General features: G+C 35.8%; 32 protein-coding genes. 24 read left to right on the forward strand and 8 right to left on the reverse strand.

Going from position 1 to position 26893, the window contains the following annotated elements; all coding sequences use genetic code 11:
• Positions 1 to 211: 211 nt before the first annotated feature.
• The 3 genes from B7E05_RS08720 to B7E05_RS08730 all read left to right on the forward strand — a co-directional run bounded on the left by B7E05_RS08720 (position 212) and on the right by B7E05_RS08730 (position 3192).
• Entirely contained in the window at positions 212 to 1636 is a 1425-nt protein-coding gene (locus B7E05_RS08720; RefSeq protein ID WP_080873829.1) for an aspartate ammonia-lyase, read from the forward strand.
• An 85-nt stretch (positions 1637 to 1721) separates the two neighbouring features.
• Positions 1722 to 1892: a TetR family transcriptional regulator C-terminal domain-containing protein gene (locus tag B7E05_RS08725; RefSeq protein WP_179134498.1), complete on the forward strand. Its 171-nt coding sequence runs from the start codon at positions 1722 to 1724 to the stop codon at positions 1890 to 1892.
• An 82-nt stretch (positions 1893 to 1974) separates the two neighbouring features.
• Positions 1975 to 3192, forward strand: a complete 1218-nt coding sequence (locus B7E05_RS08730) for an erythromycin esterase family protein (RefSeq protein ID WP_080873831.1) — start codon at positions 1975 to 1977, stop codon at positions 3190 to 3192.
• 105 nt (positions 3193 to 3297) lie between these two features.
• On the opposite strand, the gene B7E05_RS08735 is transcribed toward B7E05_RS08730, so the two are convergent.
• On the reverse strand, positions 3298 to 3501 hold the full coding sequence (locus B7E05_RS08735) for a hypothetical protein (protein ID WP_179134499.1): 204 nt from the start codon (positions 3499 to 3501) through the stop codon (positions 3298 to 3300).
• Positions 3502 to 3772: 271 nt separating this feature from the next.
• Here B7E05_RS08735 and B7E05_RS08740 point away from each other — a divergent pair, with 271 nt between their 5' ends.
• From B7E05_RS08740 to B7E05_RS08765, 6 genes are all read left to right on the forward strand, one after another.
• On the forward strand, positions 3773 to 4648 hold the full coding sequence (locus B7E05_RS08740) for a phosphotransferase family protein (RefSeq protein WP_080873832.1): 876 nt from the start codon (positions 3773 to 3775) through the stop codon (positions 4646 to 4648).
• A gap of 357 nt (positions 4649 to 5005) precedes the next feature.
• Entirely contained in the window at positions 5006 to 5587 is a 582-nt protein-coding gene (locus tag B7E05_RS08745; protein ID WP_179134500.1) for a TetR/AcrR family transcriptional regulator, read from the forward strand.
• Positions 5588 to 5617: 30 nt separating this feature from the next.
• Entirely contained in the window at positions 5618 to 6307 is a 690-nt protein-coding gene (locus tag B7E05_RS08750) for a DUF4097 family beta strand repeat-containing protein (protein WP_080873834.1), read from the forward strand.
• A 231-nt stretch (positions 6308 to 6538) separates the two neighbouring features.
• A complete protein-coding gene (locus tag B7E05_RS08755) occupies positions 6539 to 7015 on the forward strand; it encodes a GNAT family N-acetyltransferase (protein WP_218672698.1) in 477 nt (158 codons plus the stop codon).
• A gap of 109 nt (positions 7016 to 7124) precedes the next feature.
• Entirely contained in the window at positions 7125 to 7586 is a 462-nt protein-coding gene (locus B7E05_RS08760) for a GNAT family N-acetyltransferase (protein ID WP_080873835.1), read from the forward strand.
• 77 nt (positions 7587 to 7663) lie between these two features.
• Positions 7664 to 8113, forward strand: a complete 450-nt coding sequence (locus B7E05_RS08765; protein ID WP_080873836.1) for an ASCH domain-containing protein — start codon at positions 7664 to 7666, stop codon at positions 8111 to 8113.
• Positions 8114 to 8351: 238 nt separating this feature from the next.
• Here the strand turns inward: B7E05_RS08765 and ccsB are convergent, their stop codons facing one another.
• The 3 genes from ccsB to B7E05_RS08780 form a co-directional block, all read right to left on the reverse strand.
• Positions 8352 to 9545 (reverse strand): c-type cytochrome biogenesis protein CcsB, encoded by a 1194-nt coding sequence (gene ccsB, locus B7E05_RS08770; RefSeq protein ID WP_080873837.1) that lies wholly within the window; start codon positions 9543 to 9545, stop codon positions 8352 to 8354.
• A gap of 214 nt (positions 9546 to 9759) precedes the next feature.
• Complete coding sequence (locus B7E05_RS08775; RefSeq protein ID WP_080873838.1) at positions 9760 to 11073, reverse strand: sensor histidine kinase; 1314 nt, start codon at positions 11071 to 11073, stop codon at positions 9760 to 9762.
• Positions 11073 to 11807: a response regulator transcription factor gene (locus B7E05_RS08780; RefSeq protein WP_080873839.1), complete on the reverse strand. Its 735-nt coding sequence runs from the start codon at positions 11805 to 11807 to the stop codon at positions 11073 to 11075. Before B7E05_RS08780 ends, B7E05_RS08775 begins: the two co-directional genes overlap by 1 nt.
• Before the next feature lie 267 nt (positions 11808 to 12074).
• Here B7E05_RS08780 and B7E05_RS08785 point away from each other — a divergent pair, with 267 nt between their 5' ends.
• The 3 genes from B7E05_RS08785 (at position 12075) to fosM (ending at position 13582) form a co-directional block, all read left to right on the forward strand.
• Complete coding sequence (locus B7E05_RS08785) at positions 12075 to 12389, forward strand: YfzA family protein (RefSeq protein ID WP_179134501.1); 315 nt, start codon at positions 12075 to 12077, stop codon at positions 12387 to 12389.
• A 271-nt stretch (positions 12390 to 12660) separates the two neighbouring features.
• A complete protein-coding gene (locus B7E05_RS08790) occupies positions 12661 to 13098 on the forward strand; it encodes a GNAT family N-acetyltransferase (RefSeq protein ID WP_080873841.1) in 438 nt (145 codons plus the stop codon).
• Between the two features lie 61 nt (positions 13099 to 13159).
• On the forward strand, positions 13160 to 13582 hold the full coding sequence (gene fosM / locus B7E05_RS08795; protein ID WP_080873842.1) for a FosM family fosfomycin resistance protein: 423 nt from the start codon (positions 13160 to 13162) through the stop codon (positions 13580 to 13582).
• A gap of 111 nt (positions 13583 to 13693) precedes the next feature.
• On the opposite strand, the gene B7E05_RS08800 is transcribed toward fosM, so the two are convergent.
• Both B7E05_RS08800 and B7E05_RS08805 read right to left on the reverse strand, forming a co-directional pair.
• A complete protein-coding gene (locus B7E05_RS08800; RefSeq protein WP_080873843.1) occupies positions 13694 to 14092 on the reverse strand; it encodes a hypothetical protein in 399 nt (132 codons plus the stop codon).
• Positions 14089 to 14298 carry a helix-turn-helix transcriptional regulator gene (locus B7E05_RS08805; RefSeq protein ID WP_080873844.1) on the reverse strand — a complete coding sequence of 70 codons (210 nt, stop codon included), beginning with the start codon at positions 14296 to 14298 and terminating at the stop codon, positions 14089 to 14091. The genes B7E05_RS08800 and B7E05_RS08805 overlap by 4 nt, the downstream gene beginning before the upstream one ends.
• A gap of 310 nt (positions 14299 to 14608) precedes the next feature.
• On the opposite strand from B7E05_RS08805, the gene B7E05_RS08810 reads away from it, so the two are divergent.
• The 7 genes from B7E05_RS08810 to B7E05_RS08840 all read left to right on the forward strand — a co-directional run bounded on the left by B7E05_RS08810 (position 14609) and on the right by B7E05_RS08840 (position 19253).
• A complete protein-coding gene (locus B7E05_RS08810; RefSeq protein ID WP_080873845.1) occupies positions 14609 to 15394 on the forward strand; it encodes a hypothetical protein in 786 nt (261 codons plus the stop codon).
• 130 nt (positions 15395 to 15524) lie between these two features.
• A complete protein-coding gene (locus B7E05_RS08815) occupies positions 15525 to 16133 on the forward strand; it encodes a transglutaminase-like domain-containing protein (protein WP_080873846.1) in 609 nt (202 codons plus the stop codon).
• A 159-nt stretch (positions 16134 to 16292) separates the two neighbouring features.
• Complete coding sequence (locus tag B7E05_RS08820) at positions 16293 to 16856, forward strand: GNAT family N-acetyltransferase (protein WP_245833041.1); 564 nt, start codon at positions 16293 to 16295, stop codon at positions 16854 to 16856.
• A gap of 29 nt (positions 16857 to 16885) precedes the next feature.
• On the forward strand, positions 16886 to 17323 hold the full coding sequence (locus tag B7E05_RS08825) for a GNAT family N-acetyltransferase (protein WP_080873847.1): 438 nt from the start codon (positions 16886 to 16888) through the stop codon (positions 17321 to 17323).
• 144 nt (positions 17324 to 17467) lie between these two features.
• Entirely contained in the window at positions 17468 to 18469 is a 1002-nt protein-coding gene (locus tag B7E05_RS08830) for an alpha/beta fold hydrolase (RefSeq protein ID WP_080873848.1), read from the forward strand.
• Between the two features lie 150 nt (positions 18470 to 18619).
• On the forward strand, positions 18620 to 18877 hold the full coding sequence (locus B7E05_RS08835; RefSeq protein ID WP_080873849.1) for a hypothetical protein: 258 nt from the start codon (positions 18620 to 18622) through the stop codon (positions 18875 to 18877).
• Between the two features lie 55 nt (positions 18878 to 18932).
• Positions 18933 to 19253, forward strand: a complete 321-nt coding sequence (locus tag B7E05_RS08840) for a MazG nucleotide pyrophosphohydrolase domain-containing protein (RefSeq protein ID WP_080876262.1) — start codon at positions 18933 to 18935, stop codon at positions 19251 to 19253.
• A 485-nt stretch (positions 19254 to 19738) separates the two neighbouring features.
• Here the strand turns inward: B7E05_RS08840 and B7E05_RS08850 are convergent, their stop codons facing one another.
• Entirely contained in the window at positions 19739 to 20968 is a 1230-nt protein-coding gene (locus B7E05_RS08850; protein WP_080873851.1) for an MFS transporter, read from the reverse strand.
• A 490-nt stretch (positions 20969 to 21458) separates the two neighbouring features.
• On the opposite strand from B7E05_RS08850, the gene ltrA reads away from it, so the two are divergent.
• The gene (ltrA, locus tag B7E05_RS08855; protein WP_080872025.1) at positions 21459 to 22847 is read left to right on the forward strand and encodes a group II intron reverse transcriptase/maturase; all 1389 of its coding nucleotides are present in this window, start codon (positions 21459 to 21461) and stop codon (positions 22845 to 22847) included.
• 95 nt (positions 22848 to 22942) lie between these two features.
• Here the strand turns inward: ltrA and B7E05_RS08860 are convergent, their stop codons facing one another.
• Positions 22943 to 23515, reverse strand: a complete 573-nt coding sequence (locus B7E05_RS08860) for a DUF2087 domain-containing protein (RefSeq protein ID WP_080873852.1) — start codon at positions 23513 to 23515, stop codon at positions 22943 to 22945.
• A 234-nt stretch (positions 23516 to 23749) separates the two neighbouring features.
• Here B7E05_RS08860 and B7E05_RS08865 point away from each other — a divergent pair, with 234 nt between their 5' ends.
• The 4 genes from B7E05_RS08865 to B7E05_RS08880 all read left to right on the forward strand — a co-directional run bounded on the left by B7E05_RS08865 (position 23750) and on the right by B7E05_RS08880 (position 26779).
• Entirely contained in the window at positions 23750 to 23950 is a 201-nt protein-coding gene (locus B7E05_RS08865; RefSeq protein ID WP_080873853.1) for a helix-turn-helix transcriptional regulator, read from the forward strand.
• A 37-nt stretch (positions 23951 to 23987) separates the two neighbouring features.
• Positions 23988 to 24377, forward strand: coding sequence for a hypothetical protein (locus tag B7E05_RS08870; RefSeq protein WP_080873854.1), 390 nt, complete (start codon positions 23988 to 23990; stop codon positions 24375 to 24377).
• Positions 24378 to 24400: 23 nt separating this feature from the next.
• The gene (locus B7E05_RS08875; RefSeq protein WP_080873855.1) at positions 24401 to 24928 is read left to right on the forward strand and encodes a DUF6141 family protein; all 528 of its coding nucleotides are present in this window, start codon (positions 24401 to 24403) and stop codon (positions 24926 to 24928) included.
• A gap of 525 nt (positions 24929 to 25453) precedes the next feature.
• Positions 25454 to 26779: a TcaA 3rd/4th domain-containing protein gene (locus tag B7E05_RS08880; RefSeq protein ID WP_080873856.1), complete on the forward strand. Its 1326-nt coding sequence runs from the start codon at positions 25454 to 25456 to the stop codon at positions 26777 to 26779.
• The last annotated feature ends 114 nt before the right edge of the window (positions 26780 to 26893 follow it).

Genomic DNA, 26893 nt, shown 5'->3' on the forward strand with positions numbered 1-26893 from the left:
AAGTATATCCACTCCGGAACTTTATCAAAGTATCCATTATCAAAATCGTTTGCAATTCTTATGTAATCAGTAAGCAATGGGTTAAAAAAAGCATACAAAAATGAAACAAGACATATGGAACGAAGAGGAAAACAAAGGAGGGGTAGGAATTATTCCCTTTTGATAGTATAATGAAAGTGTTAGATTAGTATTCGTACAGGAAGTGTATATAATGAAAAAAACGGATTTTAGAATTGAAAAAGACTCCTTGGGTCAAAAAACAATTTCTCAGGATGCCTATTATGGTGTTCAAACGGTACGTGCTCTTGAGAACTTTCCTATCACGGAAATTCCTGTTCATAAAGAGCTGATTCTTGCGCTTGCCGAGGTGAAAAAAGCAGCAGCACTGGCCAATATGCATATCGGAATGTTACCGGAAGATATCGGGAAAGCAATTGTAAGCGCTGCCGATGAAGTGCTGGAAGGAAAACTATTGGATCAGTTCGTTGTCGATTCTATTCAGGGAGGAGCAGGAACCTCCATTAATATGAACATGAACGAGGTTTTGGCCAATCGTGCTTTGGAAATACTGGGAAAAGAAAGAGGGGATTATAGTTTTTGTTCGCCTAATACGCATGTCAACATGTCCCAGTCCACGAATGATACGATACCAACAGCTTTAAAAATAGCTTCCTATCGCATGGCACAGGAATTGATCACGACCTTGCAGCAATTGGAAAAAGAACTGGTGAAGAAAGAAGCGGAATTTCAGAATGTGTTGAAAATGGGACGGACCCACCTGCAAGACGCTGTACCCATCCAGTTAAGCCAGGAATTCAGCGCTTATTCGGAAGTAGTTGGCCGGGATATAAATCGAATTACGCAAGTAGCGGAGGCAATGCTGACAGTCAATATTGGTGCAACAGCTGTCGGGACGGGTCTTAATGCTAAACCTGAATATATGGAAAAGGCAGTAACACAATTATCCAAACAGCTTGGCGTAAAGCTCCATTCAGCGAAAAATTTAGTGGATGGCACACAGAATACAGACGCTTATACAGCACTATCAGCATCATTGAAAGTGTTGGCAATGAATATGTCCAAAATTTGTAATGACTTGCGCATGATGGCTTCTGGACCAATGACAGGTCTTCAGGAGATCACCCTTCCTGTAAAACAGCCAGGTTCTTCTATTATGCCTGGGAAAGTAAACCCAGTTATGATTGAAGTGGTAAATCAAGCTGCTTTTCAAGTTGCGGGCAATGATCAGTCGATTTGTATGGCATCTGAGGCCGGGCAATTTGAGTTGAACGTAATGGGGCCTGTTATCACGTTTAATTTGCTGCAGTCTCTTCAAGTAATGAATAACAGCTTGGATGTATTTACGCGCTATGCAGTGAGTGACATAGAAGCAAATGTAGAGAGGTGCCGGGAGTATGTGGAAGAAAGTTATGGCATTATCACCGCATTGAATCCACATTTAGGATATGAAACAGCCGCCAAGGTAGTTAAGCAGGCAATTGAAACAGGGCTGACTATCAAAGAAATCTGCAAGGCGCACGACCTACTTTCAGAGGAGGAATTGGATACGATTCTGGATCCAAAAGAAATGACGACACCAGGCATTGCCGGGAATGAGTTTTTGATGAAAAAATGAATATCAAAAAGGTAACTGTTATCTTGTATCTCAAAGAATGCAGTTACCTTTTTGTTTTAAAGGATTTAAAAATGTTGTTCACGCATTGCAATTATTAGATATAGCAAAAGACGGGCTTGACCTAGAGATGGAGGTTAACAGGCTTCATGCTATCGTTGATGGAATGGCGATGCATCACTTATTAAATCCAGAGCAGTTTACACATGAAGACATGATGGGGACTTTAAAGTATCATCTTCATTCTCTTTTAAAGTAATTTAAAGGCCTTAGAAGATAATTTGTATATGTTAAGATAGATTAAAAGGTCTAGGTGTTGTTTGAAACAGGGGGAGGTAATTATGAACTTTATCAGAGAAAATACGAAAAATCGTTGGAAAGCACAAATTAAAAGTACTGCTTCTGAAATAACAACAAATCGTGTCTTTTCGTTTATTGATCGCTTTATAAAAGATAAGCGAATGGTACTTCTTGGTGAAAATTCACATGGGATAGCGGACTATTTCACAACTAAAACGGACTTAATCCGTTATTTGCATCAATATCATGGATTTAACGTTGTCGTGCTAGAAAGCGGTCTTCTGGAAGCAACGCTGTGCAAATCATTTTTAGGCGATTACTCCCCTGAAAAACAAATTCAAAATACCTTATTAGATATCTACCATAATGAAGAGCTGAGGCCACTGTTTTCTGAGGAATGGGCTAAGTCTTTAAAACTTAGCGGAATGGATCCTCAGCCTACTTATCCATTAACATCTGAATATATGTTAGATTGGATAAAAAATTATACAGATAACGAGTTATATGAAACTATGAGAACGGTTGAAGAACACTATTTTGAATTGAACACTGAAATGTTGGTGAAGATGACAAAATCTTTAAAAAGAAGAATGAAGATTGTTATTCCAGAATATGAATCCGTATTGAAAATGATAAATAACAAACAGGAAAGCTACACGAATCCAGAAATACAAAGGATGCTTCTATTAATCAAAAGGGGAATGCAAAATAGGCTGCAGTGGCTACAAGTCAATTTAAAGGGTTATCTGTCCTCTGGGATTCAAAGAGGCTTTAATATGTATCAAAACTTAGAATGGCTGATGAATCACTATTATAAAGATGAGAAAATCATTGTATGGGCGCATAATTTTCATATACGGAAAAGGCACACGCTTACCGCAAAGTTATTAGGAATTAAATCAGTGGGTTACTGGTTGCAAAAGAATTATCCCAAAGACTTTTATGCAATTGGTTTTTATGCGGGAGCCGGCACATTTGCAACTCCATTGCGGGTTGAATTCGAGATAGACACTAAGAAAAGAAATCATTATCATTTAGAGCCATTACTTTATGAGACATCTGAATCAAACTTATTTCTACCACTTGATGAAAAAAATCAAATGCCGGATAAAAAAATGTGGCTTAAAAGAAGATGGATCTTATTAGAATCGGGATTTTCAGGTCTTTCCCCAATGGTTATTTACCCACAAGATCACTATGATGCAATTATTTTTATACGGGAAGTGACCTCACCTAATTATTTAAAACGGTCTGAATAATTGAAAAAATACTATTTGAAAGCGCTCTTCTTTGTATAAGCTGATAAGATCATCTAAGACAACTGGTAGTTTGTTCTAGGTTCATATTTGTGTATGAAAAAAGATTTATTTTCCTTCTGCATTTAACTCTTCTTTTTCATTCTCTCGATAAAAACCGATTTTATCGGGCTTTAATACAGAAATGGAATAAATAATAGAAGACAACAGCATAATTAATGCTAAAGCAACAATGGTAAGACGCAACGAAACAAGATCAGCTATAAAGCCAATTACTAGAATAAATACTACCTGAACTGCACTTTGAATCAACTGGTAAATGCTTGTAACTCTACCCATTACATCAAATTAAGTCAGTTAGAAGAAGAGATTGTTTATTGCTTTATGAATGGATTAGAGGGTCATTCGGGAGGAGAATTCCGAATTATTTATATAGTCCACGCTAAGTAAAGAATATCATTAAATCTACTGTCGTATTCAGCGGTTTAATCCAGCACTTTGTACAATAGAGCAACATCTGAAAACTATAATTGACAAGAAACCATTTAATTAATTCCACAATAGAATAAAAGAGGTGTTATAAATGATTGATAAATATATTAAAAACATCCAACAAATATATCCTGATCTTTCCATGGAACATTATTATAGGAATGATATTGGTCAAAATAATGATGTTCTGATTGTCAATAACTCCTTGGTATTTCGGTTCCCAAAATATGAAAAAGGGATTACGCAATTGAAAAAAGAAACAGAATTCCTGGAGTATATTAAATATTTCATAACAATCCCGGTTCCACATCCAACATATCAGTCTTTTAGAACACTAAAACCGGGAGAAGTGTTTACAGGATATAAAATGATTGCAGGCGTCCCTTTATGGAGAGAAAGCCTGCAGAATATCGAAAATGAAGAATTATTAAAAGAGCTGGCATCGCAGCTGGTAACTTTTCTGACAGAGCTGCATTCTATTTCAAAAGAAAAAGCAAACATGGTTCTAAAACTGAGTGACAGTAGTCCTCTTGAAGAAATGTCCGATCTGTTCACCAGAATACAGCATAAGCTGTTCCCTTTTATGAGAAAAGAAGCACAGGAGGAAATCACCCATTCTTTTGAAACCTTTCTGAAGGAAAAATCAGCTTCCAGTATAGAATCAACACTGATACATGGAGATTTTGGAGCTTCGAATATACTATGGGATCCGGAGTCTGGAAAGCTTTCCGGTGTCATCGATTTTGGCGGGGCAGGTCTAGGAGATCCGGCGTATGATTTTGCCGGTATTCTTTCCAGCTACGGGGTGGATTTCTTTGATAGATGTATTGATTTATACCCTGGTGGAAATGAGATTTTTGAACGGGTGAAATTCTATAAGGGTACCTTTGCATTGCAAGAAGCGTTGCATGGGATAGAGAATAACGATAATCAAGCATTTGAGAATGGGATAAAAGATTATAGGTAAAATGAAAACTCATTCAGCTGAGAATTTCTCTGCTAAATGAAGAACAAAGACTATGCTTATGGCGTACAAGTGCCGGGAGCATAGTTTTTAAATCTGCTATAAAAAACATCCTCCATCCAGAAAAAATTGAAAATATAATACCAATTATCAGATTAAGTTGACAATTAGGAATTAAGCCTATATACTTCCTTTTTAAAGAGGTGCTTCAATTGCCAGGATACGAAGAATATGAAGTGGAAGCATATTTTTTCATTACATAAGCAAATTTTATTTTTTTATACTTGTATGACTTAAAAAACGAATTTGGTCATATAGATATAAATGCATGTAATTTTAAAAAGAAAGGAAGCAGCGGAAATGGCTAGAGGTTTTTCACAAGAAGAGAAGCAAAAAATCAAAGAGAATTTATCTATGGAATGTGAAAAAAGCTGGGTGAGTAATGGATACAAAAAAACGAGTATTGATCAGCTGTGCAGCAAAGCAGGGATTTCCAAAGGCGCATTTTATCTTTTTTTTGATAGTAAAGAAGATCTTTTTGCGAATGTGATGGGGCAGGTGCAGGATAGAATGATTATGCGTATGAATGAGGCTGTAGCAAAATCTCCCAATAAACAAGGTTTTATCGAAGGGTTTAAACTGCTGTATCAGGAGTATGATCAGGGAAACTGGATCAGGATATTGTCCAGCGATGATTTCCAGTCATTATTAAACCGCTTGCCTGAAGATCGGCTGATTATTCACAGCTCTGCATACACGATGAGAAATTTAAGCGAGACTATAGAAAAAAGTAATTTAATTTGTAAGGAGCCGCTGCCTAAAATCACCGGCATATTATCCGCTTTATTAGCAATGTCTGCACAAAAGGAAGCAATTGCTTATGATGATGAAGCAGTGCTGGACTTCTTTCTGGATCAGATTATCGATGGGTTATTTGAATAAATAGAAGAGAATAAGGAGGAATGGGAAGAGATGAAACGAACTTTTGATTTATCTAAGGTGGACTACTTATCTATATTTTTTGAGAGAGGGAAGGGCACAGTTGAGCATATTCCGGGCAATAATGTAGAGATTGAATATTATTTTACGAAGGAGGAGCATGCTAAGTCATTTGTTTTTACGGAGGATGTAAAGGAAGGACGGTGTATCCTTCAATTAACAAGAGCAAATTCTTTGAAGCCTTTTCAATTCTTTAATAGCGTTTATTTTCATATCAGACTTCCAGAAGCTTATGCTGGAAAAGTAGAAATCAAAACAATAACCGGCTCTATCACGGCGCAGGACCTTGCTGTTCCAGCGATTTCCTTTAAAACGGAAACGGGAAGTATAGCGATTCAATCTTTAGCTGGTCAGGATATATCGGTTAAAACAACTACTGGGCATATTTCATTGGATAATCTGGAGAGTGAAGGAGAAAACAGTCGCAGTCATATTTCAAGTACTACCGGAAAGGTTTTTGTTAACCATAATCGATTATTTCATGTGGGAAATATTAAAATGACAACAGGTAATATTAAATTAGCGATTAACTCCAATTTAACAGATTATTGTATCCGCTATAAAACGCGTAAGAAAATCAGCGGAGATAACACAGAAATTGCAGGCAATCCCAAGAATGAGATAATTGTCAAAACTACCAGTGGAAATATTACGAGAGCTTAAAAGGGAAATAGATAGAGACAGGTATGTAACAGATTAGCACATTAAATAGAGGAAGTGATTATGGTGCGGAAACAGAGCCGCTTTAGCAGAAATCTACCAAAACTGTTTCTATATAGACACAGCCGGAAGCAGGTATCTGACAAAGATTTTTATAACTGTACTGGATTATTGCATAAACATGTTTGAAATCTAAAAAGGTATAACTGAGAATAATAGAGTAGGTGCTGTTGAATGTTAAAGAATATTCAATTAAAAATAATGGACCAGAAAGAAGCAATGGAAATTGCCGACTGCTGGAAATATAATGAACCTTATGATTTTTATGATATGACCGCTGATCAGGAGGACTATGAAGAAATCATTGATCCCCATCAAAGAACCGATACATTTTATTCCGTTATAGATAACAACCAGTTAGTTGGTTACTTCTGTCTGTTTCCCAAAGATTCCGCTATGAATGAGATTGAACTTGGGCTTGGTATGAAACCGGGAATAACCGGAAAAGGATTTGGGGAACAATTTGTTAAGGAAATATTATCGTACATCGAAAAGCATTTCTCCTTCCAGGTTATATGGCTGTCAGTAGCTGACTTTAATCAAAGAGCAATCAAAGTATATGAACGAGCCGGTTTTAAGTATGTTACTGAAAAAATACAAAAAACAAATGGGGGAGAATATCTTTTTATAGTAATGAATAATTTGAAATAAAGTCGTATTGTCCTTATTTTTTAATATAGGATGCATAAAACATAATATAGATAAGCTGGTTTTATATGTGAAATGGAAGACGATATAAAACAAAAGAGGAGCAAATGAAATGAATTGGACAATCAGAAAAGCCTCATTAAGCGATGCGGATGCGATTACCCAGTTAAGAATCGAACTTCTGACGGCAGCCGGTGATGTCAATGAAGAAAATAAGACAAATGTATGTAACGCCAACCAGATTTATTTTAAGGAAAAGCTGTCTAATGGTGAGTTTGTCGCCTGGTTGGCAGAAGCTGAAGGAAAAATTGTCGCTATAAGCGGGGTCGTTTTCTTTGAAAGGCCTCCCCAGGGTGAAAACATCAGCGGAGTGGAAGCATATATAATGAATATGTATACCAAACCGGAATACAGAGGTCTTGGAATAGCGCGTGCATTATTAGAAGCATGTATTACATACAGCAAGCGTACAGGTGTAGGCCGGATATGGTTACATGCTTTTAAAGATGGTTATCATCTGTATAAGAAAATGGGGTTTGTTGATAAGGACTCTGAAATGGAGATGCTGTTATAATTTCTTAAAAAAAGAAAGATGCATACAATAGAGGTTTTATAAGATGATAATACAAATAAGGATATGGGGTATAAATGATGAACCAAGCAGCAGAAGCATACTGGAATGAATATTGGAAGAATGAAATGAAGCCAGAATCTGTCAGTGCATGGCAATTCGGAGATGATCCTGACATGCTTGCAAAGCTGTTAACAGATGGGATTAAAACTGCAACCTGCTCAGGGCATATATTTTATGGGCTGGAGAATGAAGCTCTTCCAACAACGGAGGATTATAATATTATATTAAACGGTGAGGATAAGCCTGTAGCTTTTACGAAGACCACAGAGGTGACGATTGTTCCGATGAATGAGGTCAGTGAAGAATTTGCTGCTGCAGAGGGCGAAGGAGACAGGACCTACCAATACTGGTGGGACGTCCATGAAGCATTCTTTAGAAACGAACTGACTGTAATCGGACGGGAGTTTTCGGAAGATATGCTTCTTGTCTGTGAGCGTTTTGAAGTGATTCATGTAAAAAGTGAATGAAGTTTACTTTGTTAAAAGATCTATCAAATCAATGCTGAATATCTTGAAAATGGTGGGGCAGATGCACTGGTACACAATTTTTAGTTGAATCAGTTTCCTTTTTAATGGATATGTAGTGAAAGAATAAGAAGTTTAACCTAACTCATAATAAATATAGAACGAAGTTAAACTTCTTTAAATGAAAAAACGTTTTATATTATAATTCCATTTTTTAACAATCTTTAAATCACCAACTTATTTATGCATAGGAATGTAACCCGGCAATAACCAAATTAACAAACACCTGATTAAATACAATAATACTGAAACCGATGATGGCCATCCAAGCGGTTTGTTCTCCTCTTAAACCGCCTCCAAGTCGGAGATGAAGCAAGACAGCATAAAATAAAAAAGTAATGAGTGCCCAAACTTCTTTTGGATCCCAGCCCCAAAATCTTCCCCAAGCCATTTGTGCCCATATCGCTCCAAATATAAGCCCGCCGAGGGAGAATAAAGGAAAACCGATGATAATCGCTCGATAAGTCACTTCATCTATTGTAGTTGCACTGACTTTTTGAGTGAATGGTTTAAGCAACGAGATGATTTTATGTCTTGTTACGAACCTGATGAGCGCGTAGATAAGACTTCCCGCTAAAAATGACCATGCGAGACTATTTAACTTTCTGGAATCGATAGAATGAGGTATTTCGATCAATCCATTATTTTGATTTAGAAGCTCCTCGCTATAATCGTTTGACACTACTACAGAATCTGTTGGAACAGTAATCGGCGGCATATTGTATTGATAGACCTCAGCCTCTGCACTGTAATTTTCAAATGCAATGTTTTTATGATAGCCTGTCATGCTAAAGATACTCGTTAAGGAAATAAAACCAAATACGATGACTAAAAAATACATAACGAGTTCTAAAAAGAATGGCTTTTTTCCTTTGCCTTCGGGATCAATAGCTTTTAATAGAAATATGATTCCAGTAACGAAAGCGATGGATAAAATGGCACTGGAAAATGCCACTGTCGTTACGTGAATTTGTAACCATCCACTTTGTAATGAGGGGACAAGAGGCGAAATATCCTCTGAAAACGCATTTGCAAATCCAAGAATGAGTAATGCTACTGGAAGCGCAAAAAGGCCAATGACACTTTGACGAAATAGATGATAGATGATAAGGAAACTGCCTACAAGCATGATTCCGAAAAATGTCATGAATTCATATAGATTGCTGACTGGAGCATGTCCGGAAACATACCATCTAGTGACAAAATATATAAGTTGCAAAATAAATCCTAACCAGGTTAATGTGATTCCTATAACTGAAAAAACTTTCCCTTTAGACCTTACAGATAATCCTAAAGGAATTATTGCAATGAGATAGGTTAGAAAAGAAATAAAAAGTGCGGTACTGCTTAAACTTATTAAAGACTCAACAGACATACTAACGCTCCTATGTGCTTATACTGCTATTTATTATATGTGCTTACAAAATGGGAAATCCATGACGTAATACCAATGATAACCATGAATCCAAAAGTTGGCTGTAAGCTTCACATAGCTGCATTGTATAATATAGTCATCATGCATTATAGGTATCTTTCCTATTCGGTATGTTTTTCGTCATAACTGGTCATAAAAAAACAATGACATTTTGTCACTGTTTTTTTAAAATAAAAGTTTGTGTGAAATAAGAAGTTTTAGAGGTTTCTAACGTTGCATTATTCGTTTGATCAATCATCTTTTTTAAAGCGTACAATCCGTATCCTCGATTACGGTCTTTTGTAGAATAGTGCTTTTCGTATAATGTCTCTAAATCAGTCATTTGCTGTTTGTAACTATTGCGCACAATAAAATATTGTCTCTCTTCCAATTCAAAAAAAGCAACTTGCATTATTTTTTTCTTGCTTTGAACTGCTTCTTCTATCCCATTATCGAGCAGTATAGAAATGATTCGAATAAAATCAACAACAGGTATAGCAATTTCCTTTATTTGTTGCGGGATATCAATCATCACTTGGATATTTTGCTGCTGGGCAGAAGTTAATTTTACACTCAATATGCTTTTTACTTCAGGAACTTTAATATGTGATAATTTGCTAATATCCAATTCACGGTTATTGATAAGCTCAGAGGTTGGCGCGATCACTTCACGATAAATTTGTTCAACTTGTGCCAAGTTTTTAGTACGAATTCCTTCGTCTAACGTTAATAAGATATTCATATAATCGTGACGGAAAGCTGCCAGATCGTCATGCATCACTTCCACCTTTGCCAAATAATCTAATAATTCATTGTCTAAGCGAGTTTGTTGTTCTTCTAACATTCTTTCTTTTGTTACATGAGAGCCAATCAGCACAATTAGAAGCAACATAAAAAATAATATGAAAAGAGCGCTGTAACCCATTTGTCCATACTGTTGATGGAAAGCAGCTAAAAGATCGTTGGCAGGCGTTGCCAACATTAAAGCTGCAACCAGTCCTGCAATAAGAATCGGATAACATATGTAATAAAAGGGGCTTCTTTTAATCATTTGGGCTAACTTTTGAACTTTTTTACGCAACAAGGCTATCAAAATAAGGATAAGGATAGAAACAGCAAGATGCACGATGCTGACAGTCCACGTTCCTAAAGGAAAGGAAGCCCATATAAACAAGTGCAACAATAATTCGATCAGTCCTATTTTCACCAGCGTGATACTAACCATACTCACTAATGCAAAGTACAGGTTTTGCATAAAAGTTAATTCAACCTGCATCAGTCCTAAACTTAGTAAAAATAACAGGAGCATAATAGTATTAAATTCCGGATACCCAGTTACTGTCACAACGACGCCAAGCAGAACTGTAAAAACAATACTTAAAGTAATCACCATTGTGTATGACAGACGATGATAGCGGATTAATTGAAAGTATAATAAGATATGGCTAATCCCAATGAGCATAATTGCGATAACATCATAAAGAAACATTAGCCTTCACCCTTTAGCCATTGACGAACTCTTTTATGTAAACGTCGTGATACCGGAATCTGTTTGGCGTTTTTTAAAATGATGATTCTTTCTGTTGCGTCATAGGATGATATCTGCTTTGTATTGACAACAAAAGATTGATGACAGCGAAGCAGACGCCTGTCTAATTCTTCCATTTCTTTTAAAGTGCCATAAAAATGAACTAAACGATCTGCTGCAACTAACACTAAACGATGCGGTTCATCTGTTTTAATATATTCTATCGTTTCAAACGGTACCCTGACCGTAGCATTTTCATTCTCAACAATAAAATCATCCGCCGGCACATGCCTCCGATTGCGAGCTTGATAGTGAAGCAAGCATTGTTCAAACAGATGGTAACGTTCCTCATAGGGTAAGGCCTTATCGATAAATGTTAAGGCAGAGACCATATATTGATAAGAGATTGGTGCAAATTTGGAGTACGTTGTGACAAACACAATGATGCCATCTGGATCATATTTACGGATCTCCTGAGCTACTTGTAGCCCTTTACGCTCCTCATTTTTAATTTCAATATCCAAAAAATAAATGGGTATATAGGCAGCCGATGAAATTTTATTTATTAGCTGCGTACTTTTACTGGTTGCTTCAATAAAATTATACGGCAGCTCATACTTTTCACAAATTGCTTTGACCAAGTCCTTTAAATGCTGCGCTTGAATCACGTCATCTTCTAAAATGAAAATACTCATAGAATCACTCATTTCAAATCAATCTGTACATAGCATAGCATGATTATATCTTATGATGAATAATAAATCGTTTGAATTGTCATTGGGTGTATGGGAACAGGGAGGATGGGATGATTCCTGTTTATATTAAAAGTAACTTTCCGCCTTTAACATACAGGTGAAATTATGCTAATATTTAAGTAATAAGTCATAGGGTATAAGGTGCCATACGTATGAAGTGAATAAGAACTAGAATGAAAAAGATGAAGACAGAGGAGAATGGGACGAATGATGAACAAACAACAAAAGCGACATCTCAATCGATTACGATGGTGGGTAACGGCACTGAGCATGTTTTTCATTGGATTATTGATTTTTCATGTGATTGACGGAACCTCTCTGGAACCGAATTTAAATACTGCGGATAATTTAGGAGGTAAAGCAGCTGGCTGGCTCCAAGGATCGCAGCTCTTTACAGAATGGATTACTCCATTTCATTTTCCATGGTTTAATATGGTCACGACGTTATTTTTTATTATTTTAGTTGCAAAAATGATGACAGATATTATCTCAAGCGTATTATCAAAAAAACGAATTGGATAGTTGGATATTTGATAGGGCATAAGGTTTGGCTTGCACATTTTACGTAGCAAAGCAACGATTCTCGCCACAACCTGCTATGTTCCGTTTTTAAAGAACGTCTTTCCAGAACATTACGTCATGTAAACTTACGTTCGTAAATACAAAAAGGCGATTCACCTCCCATCTACTCATTGCGTTTCCTCCTGCACATTCCTTGAGGTTGGGAGTCCTCTCGCCTAATCAAGATTGAAGTTTTGTAAGGAAAATATATATTTTTTAAGGGGAATCATGTTTGAACAGTCTAATCATCAAAGAACTTCAAACACAAGATGAAATCACGGAAGCATTTCCAGTTATAAAACAATTGCGAACGCATCTTGATGAAGAGGTATACCTCGACTTAGTATTAGAAGCAAAAGAGAAAGATAGATATAAAATGTTTGCCTTAATTGATGAAGGAGAAATGGTAGCCGTAACTGGATTTAAACCTATGATCACATTGTATTATGGCAGGTTTGTTTGGGTATGTGATTTAGTGACAAATAGGAATAAACGATCAAAAGGTTATGGAGAAAAACTGCTTCAATATGTTCATGAATGGGCACAAGAAAATAATTATGAAAATGTTGCTTTATCTTCGGGAATACAGCGAACGGATGCACATCGATTTTATGAAGACAAGATGGGGTATGACAGAGTAAGTTATGTTTTTAAAACAAACTGGAAATAAGCGCAAATCAAATTGCTTTAAAAATTAATTGATGAGTAGTATTACAAAGGGGAGATTATAGTTGTCAATAAAAGGAATTAACCATTTTTTATTTTCAGTTTCAGATTTGGAAAAATCTATTGCATTTTATCAAAACGTATTTGATGCGAAATTGCTAGTTAAAGGGAAAAGTACCGCTTATTTTGATTTAAATGGAATATGGCTGGCACTTAATCTGGAGAAGGATATTCCACGAGATGAAATATTTCAGTCATACACACACATTGCTTTTTCAATTGAGGAAAGTGACTTTGATAAAATGTATAGCAAATTGGAAGAATGGAATGTAAAGATCTTAACTGGTCGCCCCAGGGACAATAAAGATAAAAAGTCTATTTATTTTACCGACCCTGATGGTCATAAGTTTGAATTTCATACAGGAACTTTGCAAGATAGAATAGCTTATTATAAGCAGGATAAACCATATATGAATTTTTATGTTTAAAAGAGTTTAAGCTGTAAATCAGCTTATCCTATAATGAATCCTATCGTATATAATGAAGAATAAAAAAGTTTCACTTAACTCTAAAATAGAAGGAGTTAAGTGAAACCTTTGTTATTTCAGATTTAATATAAATGCTCCAACTCCACACAGTCCTATATACATCATTACCGCTAACCATAGATAGGAAGTTGAAATGACGTCTACCCCCGTTATTGACAGAACGACAAGGCAGACGACAATGATTCCTAAATAAATATGGGGAGCAATAGCATAGAATTTCTTCAAATTAGTTATCGTTCTTTCGTCGACAGCAGGTGTTTTATGTTTCTTTGTTTTTACATAAATCGCATTGATGAGAAAGATGATAACAAAGCCGGCAAGGATTCCAAGCAGTCCAGAAAGATTAAGTTCACCAGTAGTTAAGTAAATGATAATATGCGTGATGGAAGCCCCAATAACACACATTAACCCAATGAAAGTCCATACCCATTTCTGTAAGTTTCCATTCATGATTTTTCCTCCTCTAAGATAAAAATGTCGTCAATCGGAAGTTCAAAGTATTTAACTATTTTAAGGGCAAGTTCTAAACTTGGATTGTATTTATTATTTTCAATCGCTGTCATCGTTTGCCGTGTCACTTGCAATTCTTCTGCTAATTGTAATTGCTTTATGCCCCTTTGTTTTCTGATTTCCTTAATGTTGTTTTTTACAGGCATTTTCTCTCCACCTTCATAAAATGTAAATATACCTTTACGTTATTTGTAACATAGAATGTTTTTCATGTAAGTGTTTCTTTACATAAAATGATTGGTGATACTTATCATTTGTTCTTTTGCCACTATTATCATGCCAATTCCTTGTAGCTTTGGTCTGTTTTTGATATTCTTTCATTTTCAACATGATGCGTACCAATCCACTCAAAGAGCTTTCAATATTAATGATAGCTAAACAATAGATGAAGAACAGGAGTAAAGAGGCATTTACATTTAATGGAAAGTGCATTCCGAGATGGAGGAGGGACGTACTGTGCATATTATTCTTACAATTATAATCGGTTATAGCTTCATTAATATTTTTGAAACCATCTATTATGTGAATTACGAGGAAACTTACTTAGGAACAAATTTAGTAATGAGTTGGATTTTATATATTAGTTGCATCCTATTTTTCATTGCGTATCTTCTATTTAGAAAATACAATCAAAATAAATACATTAAAATAGCCAATGAAACTATAAAAGAAAACGAAATCAATCCAGGTGAATTTTATTATCAACTGCCAATCGTGAAACTCATGGAGAATATGCCCAGTAAAGTTCTTGGTCAAAAAAATACTGAATTCGAACTTTATTTTAATTCAACATTACACCGTATTTCTTTTATGCTGGATTTGTTTAGCGTACCACCTGGTTTAAAACTATCTTCTAGTGAAAATACCGTTATTCTAAAAAGTAGAAAATGGTTGCGTTATGAATACACCGTTTACTTTAATGGTAATTATCATGGACAATTGAATGCTAAAAAAATGTTAAAAGAGCAAGGAATAAAGAATTATATTAACTTTGATTATAGCTATAATAATCGTGTTTATAATCTGACGAATGACTATTTTGAGATGACTACGTATATTAAAAATAATCAGGATACTTTATTGTTTGGAAAAAGAACATCTTTTAATTTATTATCTAAGGATGAAAAGACTGGAAGACGGGGGGAGAAACACAAAATAAAAATTGATAACAAACAAGATCAGTCATTTCAAGAAGTGTTATTAGCATTATACGTTACTGCTTTACATATTCGTAACTACTAAACCCAAGTAGGATATAAGTAAAGTTTTTCTGACAATGTGAAGCAGTAATGCTAAAATGAACAGAATAATAAATCGTGTTGACGATATTTTCAAAATGGCTCCCATCCAGACTGAAAGGAGAAAACAGCATATGAAATTAATTTGCAAATATAATGATTTAAATGCCTACTTAGATGAATCAAATGAAGTGGATTATACGCACCCATTGATTCAGGATAAAATATCCGACCTCTTTCATTCATCACAAACGGAAATTGAGAAAGCAAGAGCTGCATTTGAATTTGTCAGAGACAGCATTTCGCACTCTTGGGATATACAGAGTACCCTTGTCACTTGTAAGGCTTCGGAGGTCTTGGCGAATGGTCAGGGAATTTGCTACGCTAAATCCAATTTGTTTGCTGCTTTACTGCGCTCGCAAAACATTCCGACAGGCTTTTGTTATCAACGATTGATGCTATTTGATACACCTGAAAAAGGATATTGTATTCATGCATTGAATGCTATTTATCTAAAATCGGTTGATACATGGATACGATTAGACACTCGTGGGAATAAGGAAGGGATTGATGCTCAATTTTCGATAGAGGAAGAGAAATTGGCTTTTACTGTGCAGAAAGAGTTGGACGAAAAAGACTATCCCGTGATTTATACAAATCCGCATTCCAAAACGATTGCAACTTTAGAAGAACATACAGATGCACTGGAAATGTATAAACATTATTTGCCGGGGTACTTATAGGGGGTACTCGTTTATGTTGTTTCAAATGAGAATCGTAGTTCAACAACAAATCAGAAAATGAAATCGCTTTAGAAAATTTAACTAATGACATAGTTAGTAAGAAATCTATTTCATTATATAGTTGATATAAATAAGATGGAAGGGAAAGGAGTAGCTTAATTGAATAGGAAAGAACCATCATTTAAAAAGAACGGTAATGAAAAATCAAATGCTAATCTTATTACTGAACGACTTATTATGAGACAATTTTCTGAGAAGGATATAAAAGAATTCTATGAGATAGTGAAGAAACATGAAGTGGGAAAATGGCTTGGGTTAGGGAAAGGTATGTCTTTGGGAGAGGCTGAAGGATATGTAAATAAAATGATAAAACATTGGACTGAGCATCAATTTGGTGTGTGGGCATTAATAAATACAGATAGTGAAGAAATTATGGGACATTGTGGTTTGAGGTTCATTGATGATACAGAAGATATAGAAATTATTTATCTTCTTGATCCGAAGTTTTGGGGGAAAGGATATGCGACAGAAGTTGGAAAGGAAGTAATACAATACGCTTTTAACTACCTTGGGGTTGATCAATTGATGGCAAGAGTTAGAAAGAATAATCGTAAGTCAAAGAAAGTCATTGATAAGCTTGGATTTGAGTATATGGAAGATAGAGAATATGAAGGGCGTATATTATCATATTATAAATTGCAGTGCCTGCGCTATATGGTTTAAATATATATTTGTAAGGAAGGAGTTAATCAATGCATATTAGACAGCCTAATGATTTAGAACTAAGAAAGATATTGTCACTTTCTCCACAAGCTATATTTGAAGGTACTCTTGGTGAAATAAAACCTACTAATGAAAAAATCAAACAACTTGTGGAACCCTTGCTAGAAAAGGGATGTAATTATTTTATAGCTATAAAAGAAGATCAATTAATGGGATGGATTCTGTTTGGTTCAAGTAAAGACCAGTTTACGGATGAGCCGAATGGATTTATTTATGAAATATTTGTTATAGAAGAATATAGAGGAAAAGGAATTTCAAAAAAATTAATGAAAGCTGCAATTGATCAACTAAGGCAAAATGGGTATTCTGAAGTACGTTTAAGCGCCTTTAAAGATAATCAAGCAATTCAAATTTACGAAGACATGGGTTTTAGTACAAGAACTGTTACGATGGGGTTATCTTTATGAAACAGGAAGCAAATTTTCTTATTACATTTTAAGTATGGGAGATGTAATTAAATGAAGCCATTCTGATAAAAGGCCAAGAATTAAAATTGAAATGTATACCCGCCTAAAATTAAGAAAATTTTTATAAATAGCGGAGGTGTCAATATGCAATCAAAGTTTGCGGGAAACAATGAAAATAAAAGAATAGCCATCAAGGAGTATGTAAAAATCAACGGCGTAGAACAAGGAATTATTGTAGAATCTTTGAATCAAAACAAACCATTACTTTTATTCTTGCATGGCGGACCCGGATTTCCTGCTTACCCTATCAATAAAGCACTAGGGGTAAAGCTGGAGCAATATTTTGATGTGTGTTATTGGGACCAGAGAGGAACTGGAATGTCATATGATGCGAATACAGCTAAAAAAGGGGTTACCGTGGAACAGTTAGTTGACGATACAATTAAAATAACAAACCACCTCAGAAAAAAATATACACGAAATAAAGTGTTTATTCTTGGTCATTCTTGGGGCAGTTACCTGGGCTGCCTGGTGGTGCAAAAACGTCCTGAACTTTTCTATGCATATATTGGAGTCGGACAGATAGGAGCTCAACTGGAATCAGAAAAAGAAGCCTATCAATATATTTTAAGAACAGCAATGGAAAGAAATGATAAACGTGCTTTCGAACAAATTAAAAATGTGACTTTTGATGAAAATTTTTATAAAAATCGAGCTTATGCTGCCATCAGAAGTAAATTTACCGAGAAGTATGGCGGGGGCTTCAAGCGGGAGGGTTACTCTAACCCGGAAAGGATGAAACATGTTTTTTCTTGTTCAAACTATACGTTGAAGGAACGGATCAATAGCTTTAAGGGAGCAGTTTTAGGATGGCAATCACTGGGGCACGTGATGGCTACGGCAGATTTAGTAGAGCTTGTCCCCAGACTTGAGATTCCAGTTTTTATTCTTCAAGGCCAGCATGATTATCAAACGACGCTTACACAAGCGAGACGTTTCTATGAATCATTAAAAGCACCGTTCAAGAAAATATATACTTTTAAAAATTCTTCGCACACTCCTTTTATTGATGAACAAACATTATTTTATCAAATTATTCAAGATGATATATTGCCTGTAGTTGAAACGGAAACTACATTTATTTAATGAAAAGGATGGACGTTTAAGGAAAGGTTATAAAAAATAAATTTACTACTAATATCTTAATCTTAGTGCCTGGTGAATACTGTTCAAATCAATCCTCTATATAATAAAATAGTAAGAACTTAAAGTGAATGACTGGGCAATTTTTGAAGCATGGAGCAGTTACTACGCAAACCGTCTCAGAAAAAATTAGAAAGGAATCATCAAGGGGATATTGATTTTTTAGTTCCATATATTGAAAAATGGCAAGCTGAAGGGATTATGAAACAATTAGAACCGGATATTGTCGTCAGCATGATCCGCTCTTTGGTTATTTTGTCTTTACAAAAGGAAATGATCGGTGAAGCGAATTACAAATCAACGATGAATCAGTTTGTTACGTTTATTTCTGAGGGGTTAATTAATGAGTAATCATAAATATAATCTTTTCATTTTTTGTGTGATAGAAGTAAAAGGAGCGGTAAAAATGAATGTAACGGAATTTCAACAATGGGTAAACAATTATTATGAGCATAGAGGTTGGTCTGAATTAGACATTTTTATCCGTATTGGCTTTTTAGCAGAGGAAACTGGAGAAGTAGCCAGAGCGATAAGAGCTCTGGAGATTGGCAGAGACCGACCGGATGAAGATACAGAATCATTTTTGGACAATAAAAATGCTTTAGTAGAAGAACTAGGAGATGTGCTGGGAAATGTCATTGTCATTGCTAATAAATATAACATCTCTTTAGAAGAAGTGTTTCATTCTCATAAAGAGAAGCTGTTAAAGCGTTATTCTCATGAATAAGCCTATAAGTGAGAAATAGTAAGCAGAACAGTTTAAAATTTATTTATGATTGATGTCTATTGTTTTAACTAAAAGTCTTGCTCGTATTATTCATTATCTCATTTGAATTTACTATCTGTTTTGTTAATAAGAAAAGGATACATATGTGAAAGAGGAGGCGATTTACATCAGGAAATATTTAGGTATTATTACGATACCAATATTACTGGCTGCGTATTGGATATATAAATCTACCATTGAAGGAACAGAAACGGGAGCAATGCCATTGCTTCTAACGGTATTTATACTCCTATTTGCTTGTTGGCTCTTCAGTTATCGAGGTTTCTGGAAAACTTTTTCTTTGATCATACTGATAGCTATTCCAGCTATTTTTCTTCTCTTTTCAGTAGGTTTGGGACTTGGTTATTTGTTTAACTAATTCTGGAATGTGTATGTATAAAAACAAAGGAGATAGATAACCGTCTTGTATCCTATCACCATTGTTTTTACCTGGAATTCAATCTTTTTAATTTTTGGATGGATGCACGGAAATGTATGCTTTTAAATGCTAACATAAAGAAAAATGCAAAAAAGACATACGTTATACCAACGAGCAAAGAACTTTGTAAGGGAGGAAGCCATTCTGTTAAAAATCCTGCTCCAATCATCGCAATGCCCATGGAACTATTCTGAAACATGGATAAAGTACCGAATAAAAAACCTCGTTTCGAAGCGGGAAGTATCTTCATTAACACCGTATCAAAGCATATGTCACTTATTCCGCCTACAAAAGTTATACATATGGCAAGCGCTAGAGCTTGCGCAAAAAAGAATGATTGGCTAAGTAATAAATGACCTACGCCTTCCAGTAAAATCATGAATACACCGATTGCAATATATTTTCCCCGAATCCACTTAGCCATCGTTGAGCTTAAGACGAAGCCTATTCCTAGGGATGCATAGATGAAACCAACTCCCAGCTCTCCTTTATCAAAGACTTCTAATGCAATTAAGTTAAAGATGACATTATCCACGCCATTCGCAAGCGGCATGAGTAACATGATCATTAAAAATACACGTAGTAAAGCAACTTTTACGATAAGAAATCCATTTTCACGCCATGAAGCTTCTTTAGCTTCCTTTTTTGAATGCTTTGTTATGTTACTTCTTGTTAAACGGCTGATTAAAATTGCTGCGGATATAAGAAATACCGCATGGAGGAAAAATAAAATTTTCATATCAGCTAAAAAGGCGATTACCCCTCCAAGCAGTGAGCCGAAAACAAGTGTTATCCCTACTACGTTTTGTTCTAACCCATTAACAGAAACTAAGTTTTTCTTTTCAACAATATCAGGAATAAGCGAAAAACGAACGGGTCTATACACAGCCTGTCCGCTGGCGATAATAAATGTACTAAGATACAACAGCCATAGCTGCTCTGTCATTGCTCCTAAAATTGGAAGCAATGCAAACGGTGCTCGTAAAAGATCTGTCCAAAATAACAGTTTAGCCTGGTGAAAACGATCAGCCAGGTAACCGCTAATAGGAGCAAATAGAATGGTCGGTAAGACAAGCAGAGCCATAAGTATCCCTAAAGCAATGCCTGATTCCGTTAATAGATAAAGGAGGGCAAAGGACCCGACTTGAGCGAATCGTCCGCCAATCCCATTTAAGACGGAACTCCAAAATACAATTTGATAGTTGGGTTCTTTTTTTAATATTTGAAAAACAAGCAAGTTATCCTCTCCAACGAATGTAGATGAATATCTAAATAGATATTCATCTAATTAGTGTGCGCCCTGCATGGGTGAGAACTTGGTGGTGAAAGTCCACTACAGGCTTGGCAGTAGGAACTGTTAGCGAAAGACAAGGTGGCTATTGTGAGATAGTGGCTGAAGGAAGTCAGACGCAAACTCCTGGACTGACGAACAGAAATTAGATAGAAGGCTGGATTAGGTCGGATAAATCTGCACTACAAGATGAAGTCCAATACTGCCCGAAACCTATACAGTAAATCTAGCAGTTATATGGGAGGAAAGTTCTCACTCTTACCGGGGGAGGTCTTGTGAGGGTGATGAACAAGTTGAAGAATAACGAGTCAACACAACTAAGGTGGTGACATCTTGGTGAATCACAAGAAGTCAGCAGAGGTCGTAGTAGTGTGAAAAGGCCAAAACATGAAGGACCGAACAATCGTAATTTTGAAAAGTCTAGGAGGTGTGAAAGGTGCGAGAACTGCAGAAAACAGGAGAACCTGGCTATCGGCAGAGAGATAATGTGGAACATGAAGGGTATGTCGAAGTGCATAGTGCCTTTCATGGTGAAAAGAACAATCAAAATGGTGTATCCAATCTGTTTGAAAGAATCCTTTCAAGGGACAATCTAAATCAAGCTTACCTTCAAGTGGTCAGAAACAAGGGAGCAGCGGGAGTGGATGGTATGACATACGACCAGCTGCTTCCATACTTGAAGGAGCACAGGGAAGAACTATTAACGCAGTTGTATCTTGGGAAGTATAAACCTCAACCCGTAATGCGGGTTGACATTCCAAAACAAGACGGCGGAATAAGAAAACTTGGAATCCCTACCGTTATTGACCGAATGCTTCAACAAGCAATAAACCAAGTGTTACAACCCATATTTGAACCGACGTTCTCCGATAATAGTTTTGGGTTTCGTCCAAAACGTAGTGCACATCAAGCCATCATACGGGCAAAATCGCATTACGAACAAGGGTACAAACATGTGGTGGACTTGGATATGAAAGCCTATTTCGATACGGTCAATCATGACAAACTGATGTATTTTGTGGAAAAACAGATCACAGATAAACGCGTACTACGCTTGATAAGACAATATTTATTAAGTGGAATCATGATTGACGGCATCTTTCAAAAATCAGAGGAAGGAACGCCTCAAGGCGGGAACCTGTCTCCGTTACTCAGTAATATTTACTTAAACGAGTTAGACCATTTACTGGAGAAACGAGGACACCGGTTCGTGCGTTACGCAGACGACTGTAACATTTATGTAAAAAGTAAAAGAGCAGGTCAACGCGTAATGAAAAGTATTACGAAATTTCTCGAGATGGATTTAAGTCTTACCGTGAATCGGGAGAAGAGTGCGGTTGGAAGCCCTCTGAAACGAAAGTTTCTAGGCTTCTGTCTCCTCGTCACAAAGAAAGGTGTTCAGATTCGTCCGCATTATAAAGCAAAAGAGACCGTTAAACAGAAACTCAGACGAATCACGAAACGTAATCGTGGACGAAGTATCGATAGGATTTTAAAAGAAATCCAGCAACTTATGACAGGGTGGATAAATTACTATGGCATAGGAGAAATGAAAGGATTTATGAAGAATCTGAATGGGTGGTTGAAGCGAAGAATTAGACAATATATCTGGAAACAGTGGAAAAATCCACGTACGAAACGAAAGAATCTAATTCAGTTAGGTATCGATAAACGGAAAGCTTATGAATGGTCGAATACAAGAAAAGGTTACTGGATTATATCAGGTAGCTATGTACTCCACCGTTCATTGACAGACAAAGAACTGGCATCGAGAGGATATAAAGATATCGCTCTTCAATACCAGTTCGTACACTCAAACTATTGAACCGCCGTATACGGAACCGTACGTACGGTGGTGTGAGAGGGGCGAGAAGTTACTTAGCTTTTCCCTCTACTCGATTATTTAAAAAAATAGCCTGATTAAACAGGCCACATATCAACCGGGTTCAATTCATACATGCTATCTTGGCGATACATAAAATGTGCCATCACAAATTCACGCCGAATCGTTGCATAATCGGGATGATATTGCTGAATATGTTCATTGATTTCTTTTTCTGGATATGTTTTTCCGTTTTCTAAACCACGCAGCATATATTCTAAGAGAATCAGCTTTTTCTTTCTTTGAGCGGGCAATGACTTTAATCTTCCTTGATGATCGATGAAGTTCCGAATAACCATTGCTTTTTCTTCATTTGTGATATCAAACTTTCCGAACATGTCATCACTCCCGATGCGAATAATCTCCATCGCCATACGTTCTAGTTTGTCTTTGTTTAAATAAAAATAAATCGTATTCTTATCGCGTCGTTGATAAACCACATCAATCTCTTTTAATTTTGTTAAATGATGCGAAATGGTTGGTGGCTTTAATCCTAGCTTGCCTGCAATTGCTTGACCATGAAGCGGTCCTGATTTCAATAAGCTAATAATGCGTATCCGAGTTTTATCTCCAATGGTTTTGTGAAAATGAACGATTCGATCTAATTGCATTATTTCTACCTCCTCATCTGATTTGATTATAATCTAATTAGATGGATATGAAAATCTTTTTTTGAAAATGAATGATTAATTGATGGGGAGATTTTACTTAAGAGTTGGTATACTCTACTGTGTGTATCTAATGAATGAATAATATGAAAATGAATTATTTGAATGTAAACGTTCCTTGACAGTCAAGTTTCCTTTACTATATCATTAAAAGTGTAGAGAGGAATGTATACTGCTATGCAGAATCGAATGAAGCAATTAAGACAAGAAAATGGAATTTCTCAAGATAAAATGGCAAAAATGCTCGGCGTATCGCGGCAGACGATTATTTCAATTGAAAAGGGCCGTTATAACCCTTCATTGCCGCTTGCTATTCAAATTGCACGTTGTTTTCATACCATAGTGGAAGATGTTTTTCTTTTAGAAGAGGAAGAATAATGTAGCGGATTTCATTTTTTAAACAGGAGTGTTTTCTATGAAAATGAGCAGCAAAACTGGAAGGATCTTTTTCTTGGTTGGGGGCTTTATTTTTCTTTTTTATACCCTATTAATAGGTTTTGCTAGTATATCAACAGGAAGTTTCTTTGCTGGACATGAGTTGATATATTTCAGCGTAACAGTGATGTCTTTTTGTCTAGCTTATTTATATCCTCAGTTTAAAGAAAATGATGAGCGAACAAAGAAAATACGGGAACGGGGAATTACGTTTAGTTACTTTATTATTATAGGGTATATGGTTATTCTTATGCCCCTTTTTCAATTAGAATGGGTTCATTTAAGTGGATATCAGACAGTATGTATATTAGCTGCCCTGGCTATCGTAACTGTCTTTTCATCATTTGTTGTACTATCGAAGCGTTATTAGAACGGTTAAGGGAGTATACTAATATGAAGAAGGAATATAACCTTGTATATCGGGAAGTCCAGCATCCACGGCAAATTTGGATATGGCTGCCAATCTTATTGTGTGCCGGAATCATGTGGTATTCGTTCATTCAACAAATTATCTTTGATGTACCTGTAGGAAACAATCCAACCTCAAATATATCTATGATTATTTCTTGGTTTATTTTTGGAGTGGCGATTCCAATCTTTACATTAGGGATTAAGCTGGTAGTTGAAGTACGTCATGATGGCATTTATGTGCGCTTTTATCCGTTTCCGTATAAGCGATTTCTTTTTAAAGATATTTATAGTTATGACATTATCACTTATAGTTCCATAAAACGTTTTGGAGGCTGGGGATTGCATATAAATACGAAGGGTGAAAAAGCTTATAATATTTACGGAAATAAAGGAATGAAATTAAAATTAAAGTATGAAACTGTCGTTATTGGTACTCAACAACCGGATGAATTAGAAGCTGCCATACAATCCGTGTTTAATAGACAGTCTTCAAATCAGATGAAGAGATAATATTGGAAAAGTTTTAGCAGGGAACATCTACATACATAGTAAAGAGGATAGAGCAGTAAATAGTAATGGATTAGTTTCCCAATAAGAAAGTACATAGAATACGACGTTCTAGAATTTGAGATTGGAACGCAAGTAAATGTAACTATTCTGAAGATAACGAAGTAGACCTGTTATTTAATAAAGTAAAAAATAAATCATTTCAAACCATTAGTATATCTAATTAATAGATAGAACAATGGTTTTTTGTTACAGAATGATAGAGAGGTGTTGGCGTATAATAATCCTATAGTGGAATCTTAAGCAGCTGTAGAGGGATTCGTTTACTTTATACTAATGAATAGCATTATTTGAAATTTTGCTTTCTAAAATTATGTTAAAATGATTAATTTTCGAAAAAAGTTAATTAATTCCTAAAATACTGTTAACAGCAAAAGAATAATATGCTAGATTATCTAATATAAAAAAAGTTTATAAAGGCTTCATTAGTCTTTAGTATGAAAGACAAAAATATAAAGGAGACTGAAAATGCAGAAATTCTTTTTTAACAAATCCTACGTACTTATTTTTATTTCTTTAACAGCACTTTTTTTAAGTGCATGCTCCAGCAGTCCGGAAAATGCTTCAGAAAACTTTAAGGAAACAGTAGATGAGAGAGACCCAGAAGCCCTGCTAGAATTAGTCACAGTGGACGAGGGTACATATTGGACAGAACAGCAAGCTCAGCAAGTTGTCGAATTCTTTCATGACGACAGCGAAAAATATCAGGAACAACTGCAATTGCTTGAGCAGCAAGTAACTGCATTAGATGAAGGTAACATGGTGCCTCGGGAAGAAGGCCTGTTTTATTTTGATGATGAAGGAGAGTTAAGAGTACGAAATTACGAGGTAGCGATAACGAATGAAGCATCAGATCTTGATCCGGAGCAGCTTACAATAACAATTGATGAAGAGGATGCGATAGAAATAGAAAATCTGGATGAATCAATTGGCTTGTTTGGTCCTGGAGATTATTCGTTTGTAGCAGAAGGGGAATTCCCTTACGCAACAATAGAAAGTGAAGGGTCTTTTTCTTTAATGAATACTAATTCCTTTAACCAATCAGTTGATTTAGATTTAGAAGAAAGTATTGTGAATATTAGCTCCTCAATAGATAATACGAAACTTCTCGTTAATGGTGAAGAAACAGGAACAGAAATAGCGAGCGACGAACAAGAAACATCCACAGATATAACAGGCGACGGGCAAGGAACATCGGTATCTTTCGGACCTATCAGTGAAGAAAATACACTGCAAGGTGTTGCAGAGTTTCCGTGGGGAGAAGCACAAAGTGAAGAATTTACAGTTGATGAAGAAACAGAGTATGACATAACGCCAGGTGTACTAACAAGTGAAGAAAACCGAGATGCAGTTACAGAACAGATAAATAACTATTACGAAACTCATATGGCTGCACTGGTTAACTTAGATATTGATGAATTAACAGATGATGTATCGGATGATTTACGAGAATCGCTCAATGATACATTAAAGAGTGCAACCAATTCAAGTATAGATACGTCTTATGAGGGAGAAATATTGGGGACAAGAATTGACTTTGGACAGACTTCATATGAACTCGGTTCTGGAGGTCGCCATTATGTAACATTACCGGTAGAGATTCATCGAGAATATACAGAAAATAATCAATATCGTGACGATGATCCAGAAGAAGAATACCTTGATAAAAGCCTTACTTTAGAATATTTGGAAGATGAAGAGAAATGGATTGTTTCAGAGGAAGGTGAGGATTATAGTATAACCGGTAATGATGATACGATGGCCGGAGACGATGTTGTTGAAACAGAACTCTAAATGGTTAGAAGCACTTGTTCCATATTGGAATGAGTGCTTCTTTGATTGATAAATCAGAAAAGAAATATGTATTATAGTAGGATAATGGTGCTATCTTATCTTTGTTCAAAGCGT

Origin of the sequence: Oceanobacillus timonensis (assembly GCF_900166635.1) — a bacterium.
In the GTDB taxonomy this organism is placed as follows: domain Bacteria; phylum Bacillota; class Bacilli; order Bacillales; family Amphibacillaceae; genus Oceanobacillus; species Oceanobacillus timonensis.

Excerpts from the sequence above, each read along its gene's own strand:
- ccsB (WP_080873837.1), bottom strand. The coding sequence starts at position 9,545 with ATGTCTGTTGAGTCTTTAATAAGTTTAAGCAGTACCGCACTTTTTATT.
- B7E05_RS08870 (WP_080873854.1), top strand. The coding sequence starts at position 23,988 with ATGAAAATGAGCAGCAAAACTGGAAGGATCTTTTTCTTGGTTGGGGGC.
- B7E05_RS08755 (WP_218672698.1), top strand. The coding sequence starts at position 6,539 with ATGTTAAAGAATATTCAATTAAAAATAATGGACCAGAAAGAAGCAATG.
- B7E05_RS08835 (WP_080873849.1), top strand. The coding sequence starts at position 18,620 with ATGGAGCAGTTACTACGCAAACCGTCTCAGAAAAAATTAGAAAGGAAT.
- B7E05_RS08880 (WP_080873856.1), top strand. The coding sequence starts at position 25,454 with ATGCAGAAATTCTTTTTTAACAAATCCTACGTACTTATTTTTATTTCT.
- B7E05_RS08860 (WP_080873852.1), bottom strand. The coding sequence starts at position 23,515 with ATGCAATTAGATCGAATCGTTCATTTTCACAAAACCATTGGAGATAAA.
- B7E05_RS08865 (WP_080873853.1), top strand. The coding sequence starts at position 23,750 with ATGCAGAATCGAATGAAGCAATTAAGACAAGAAAATGGAATTTCTCAA.
- B7E05_RS08780 (WP_080873839.1), bottom strand. The coding sequence starts at position 11,807 with ATGAGTATTTTCATTTTAGAAGATGACGTGATTCAAGCGCAGCATTTA.
- B7E05_RS08840 (WP_080876262.1), top strand. The coding sequence starts at position 18,933 with ATGAATGTAACGGAATTTCAACAATGGGTAAACAATTATTATGAGCAT.
- B7E05_RS08740 (WP_080873832.1), top strand. The coding sequence starts at position 3,773 with ATGATTGATAAATATATTAAAAACATCCAACAAATATATCCTGATCTT.
- B7E05_RS08775 (WP_080873838.1), bottom strand. The coding sequence starts at position 11,073 with ATGTTTCTTTATGATGTTATCGCAATTATGCTCATTGGGATTAGCCAT.
- B7E05_RS08825 (WP_080873847.1), top strand. The coding sequence starts at position 16,886 with ATGCATATTAGACAGCCTAATGATTTAGAACTAAGAAAGATATTGTCA.
- B7E05_RS08830 (WP_080873848.1), top strand. The coding sequence starts at position 17,468 with ATGCAATCAAAGTTTGCGGGAAACAATGAAAATAAAAGAATAGCCATC.
- B7E05_RS08730 (WP_080873831.1), top strand. The coding sequence starts at position 1,975 with ATGAACTTTATCAGAGAAAATACGAAAAATCGTTGGAAAGCACAAATT.
- B7E05_RS08750 (WP_080873834.1), top strand. The coding sequence starts at position 5,618 with ATGAAACGAACTTTTGATTTATCTAAGGTGGACTACTTATCTATATTT.
- B7E05_RS08785 (WP_179134501.1), top strand. The coding sequence starts at position 12,075 with ATGATGAACAAACAACAAAAGCGACATCTCAATCGATTACGATGGTGG.
- B7E05_RS08720 (WP_080873829.1), top strand. The coding sequence starts at position 212 with ATGAAAAAAACGGATTTTAGAATTGAAAAAGACTCCTTGGGTCAAAAA.
- B7E05_RS08760 (WP_080873835.1), top strand. The coding sequence starts at position 7,125 with ATGAATTGGACAATCAGAAAAGCCTCATTAAGCGATGCGGATGCGATT.
- B7E05_RS08815 (WP_080873846.1), top strand. The coding sequence starts at position 15,525 with ATGAAATTAATTTGCAAATATAATGATTTAAATGCCTACTTAGATGAA.
- B7E05_RS08800 (WP_080873843.1), bottom strand. The coding sequence starts at position 14,092 with ATGAATGGAAACTTACAGAAATGGGTATGGACTTTCATTGGGTTAATG.
- B7E05_RS08745 (WP_179134500.1), top strand. The coding sequence starts at position 5,006 with ATGGCTAGAGGTTTTTCACAAGAAGAGAAGCAAAAAATCAAAGAGAAT.
- B7E05_RS08875 (WP_080873855.1), top strand. The coding sequence starts at position 24,401 with ATGAAGAAGGAATATAACCTTGTATATCGGGAAGTCCAGCATCCACGG.
- B7E05_RS08805 (WP_080873844.1), bottom strand. The coding sequence starts at position 14,298 with ATGCCTGTAAAAAACAACATTAAGGAAATCAGAAAACAAAGGGGCATA.
- B7E05_RS08765 (WP_080873836.1), top strand. The coding sequence starts at position 7,664 with ATGAACCAAGCAGCAGAAGCATACTGGAATGAATATTGGAAGAATGAA.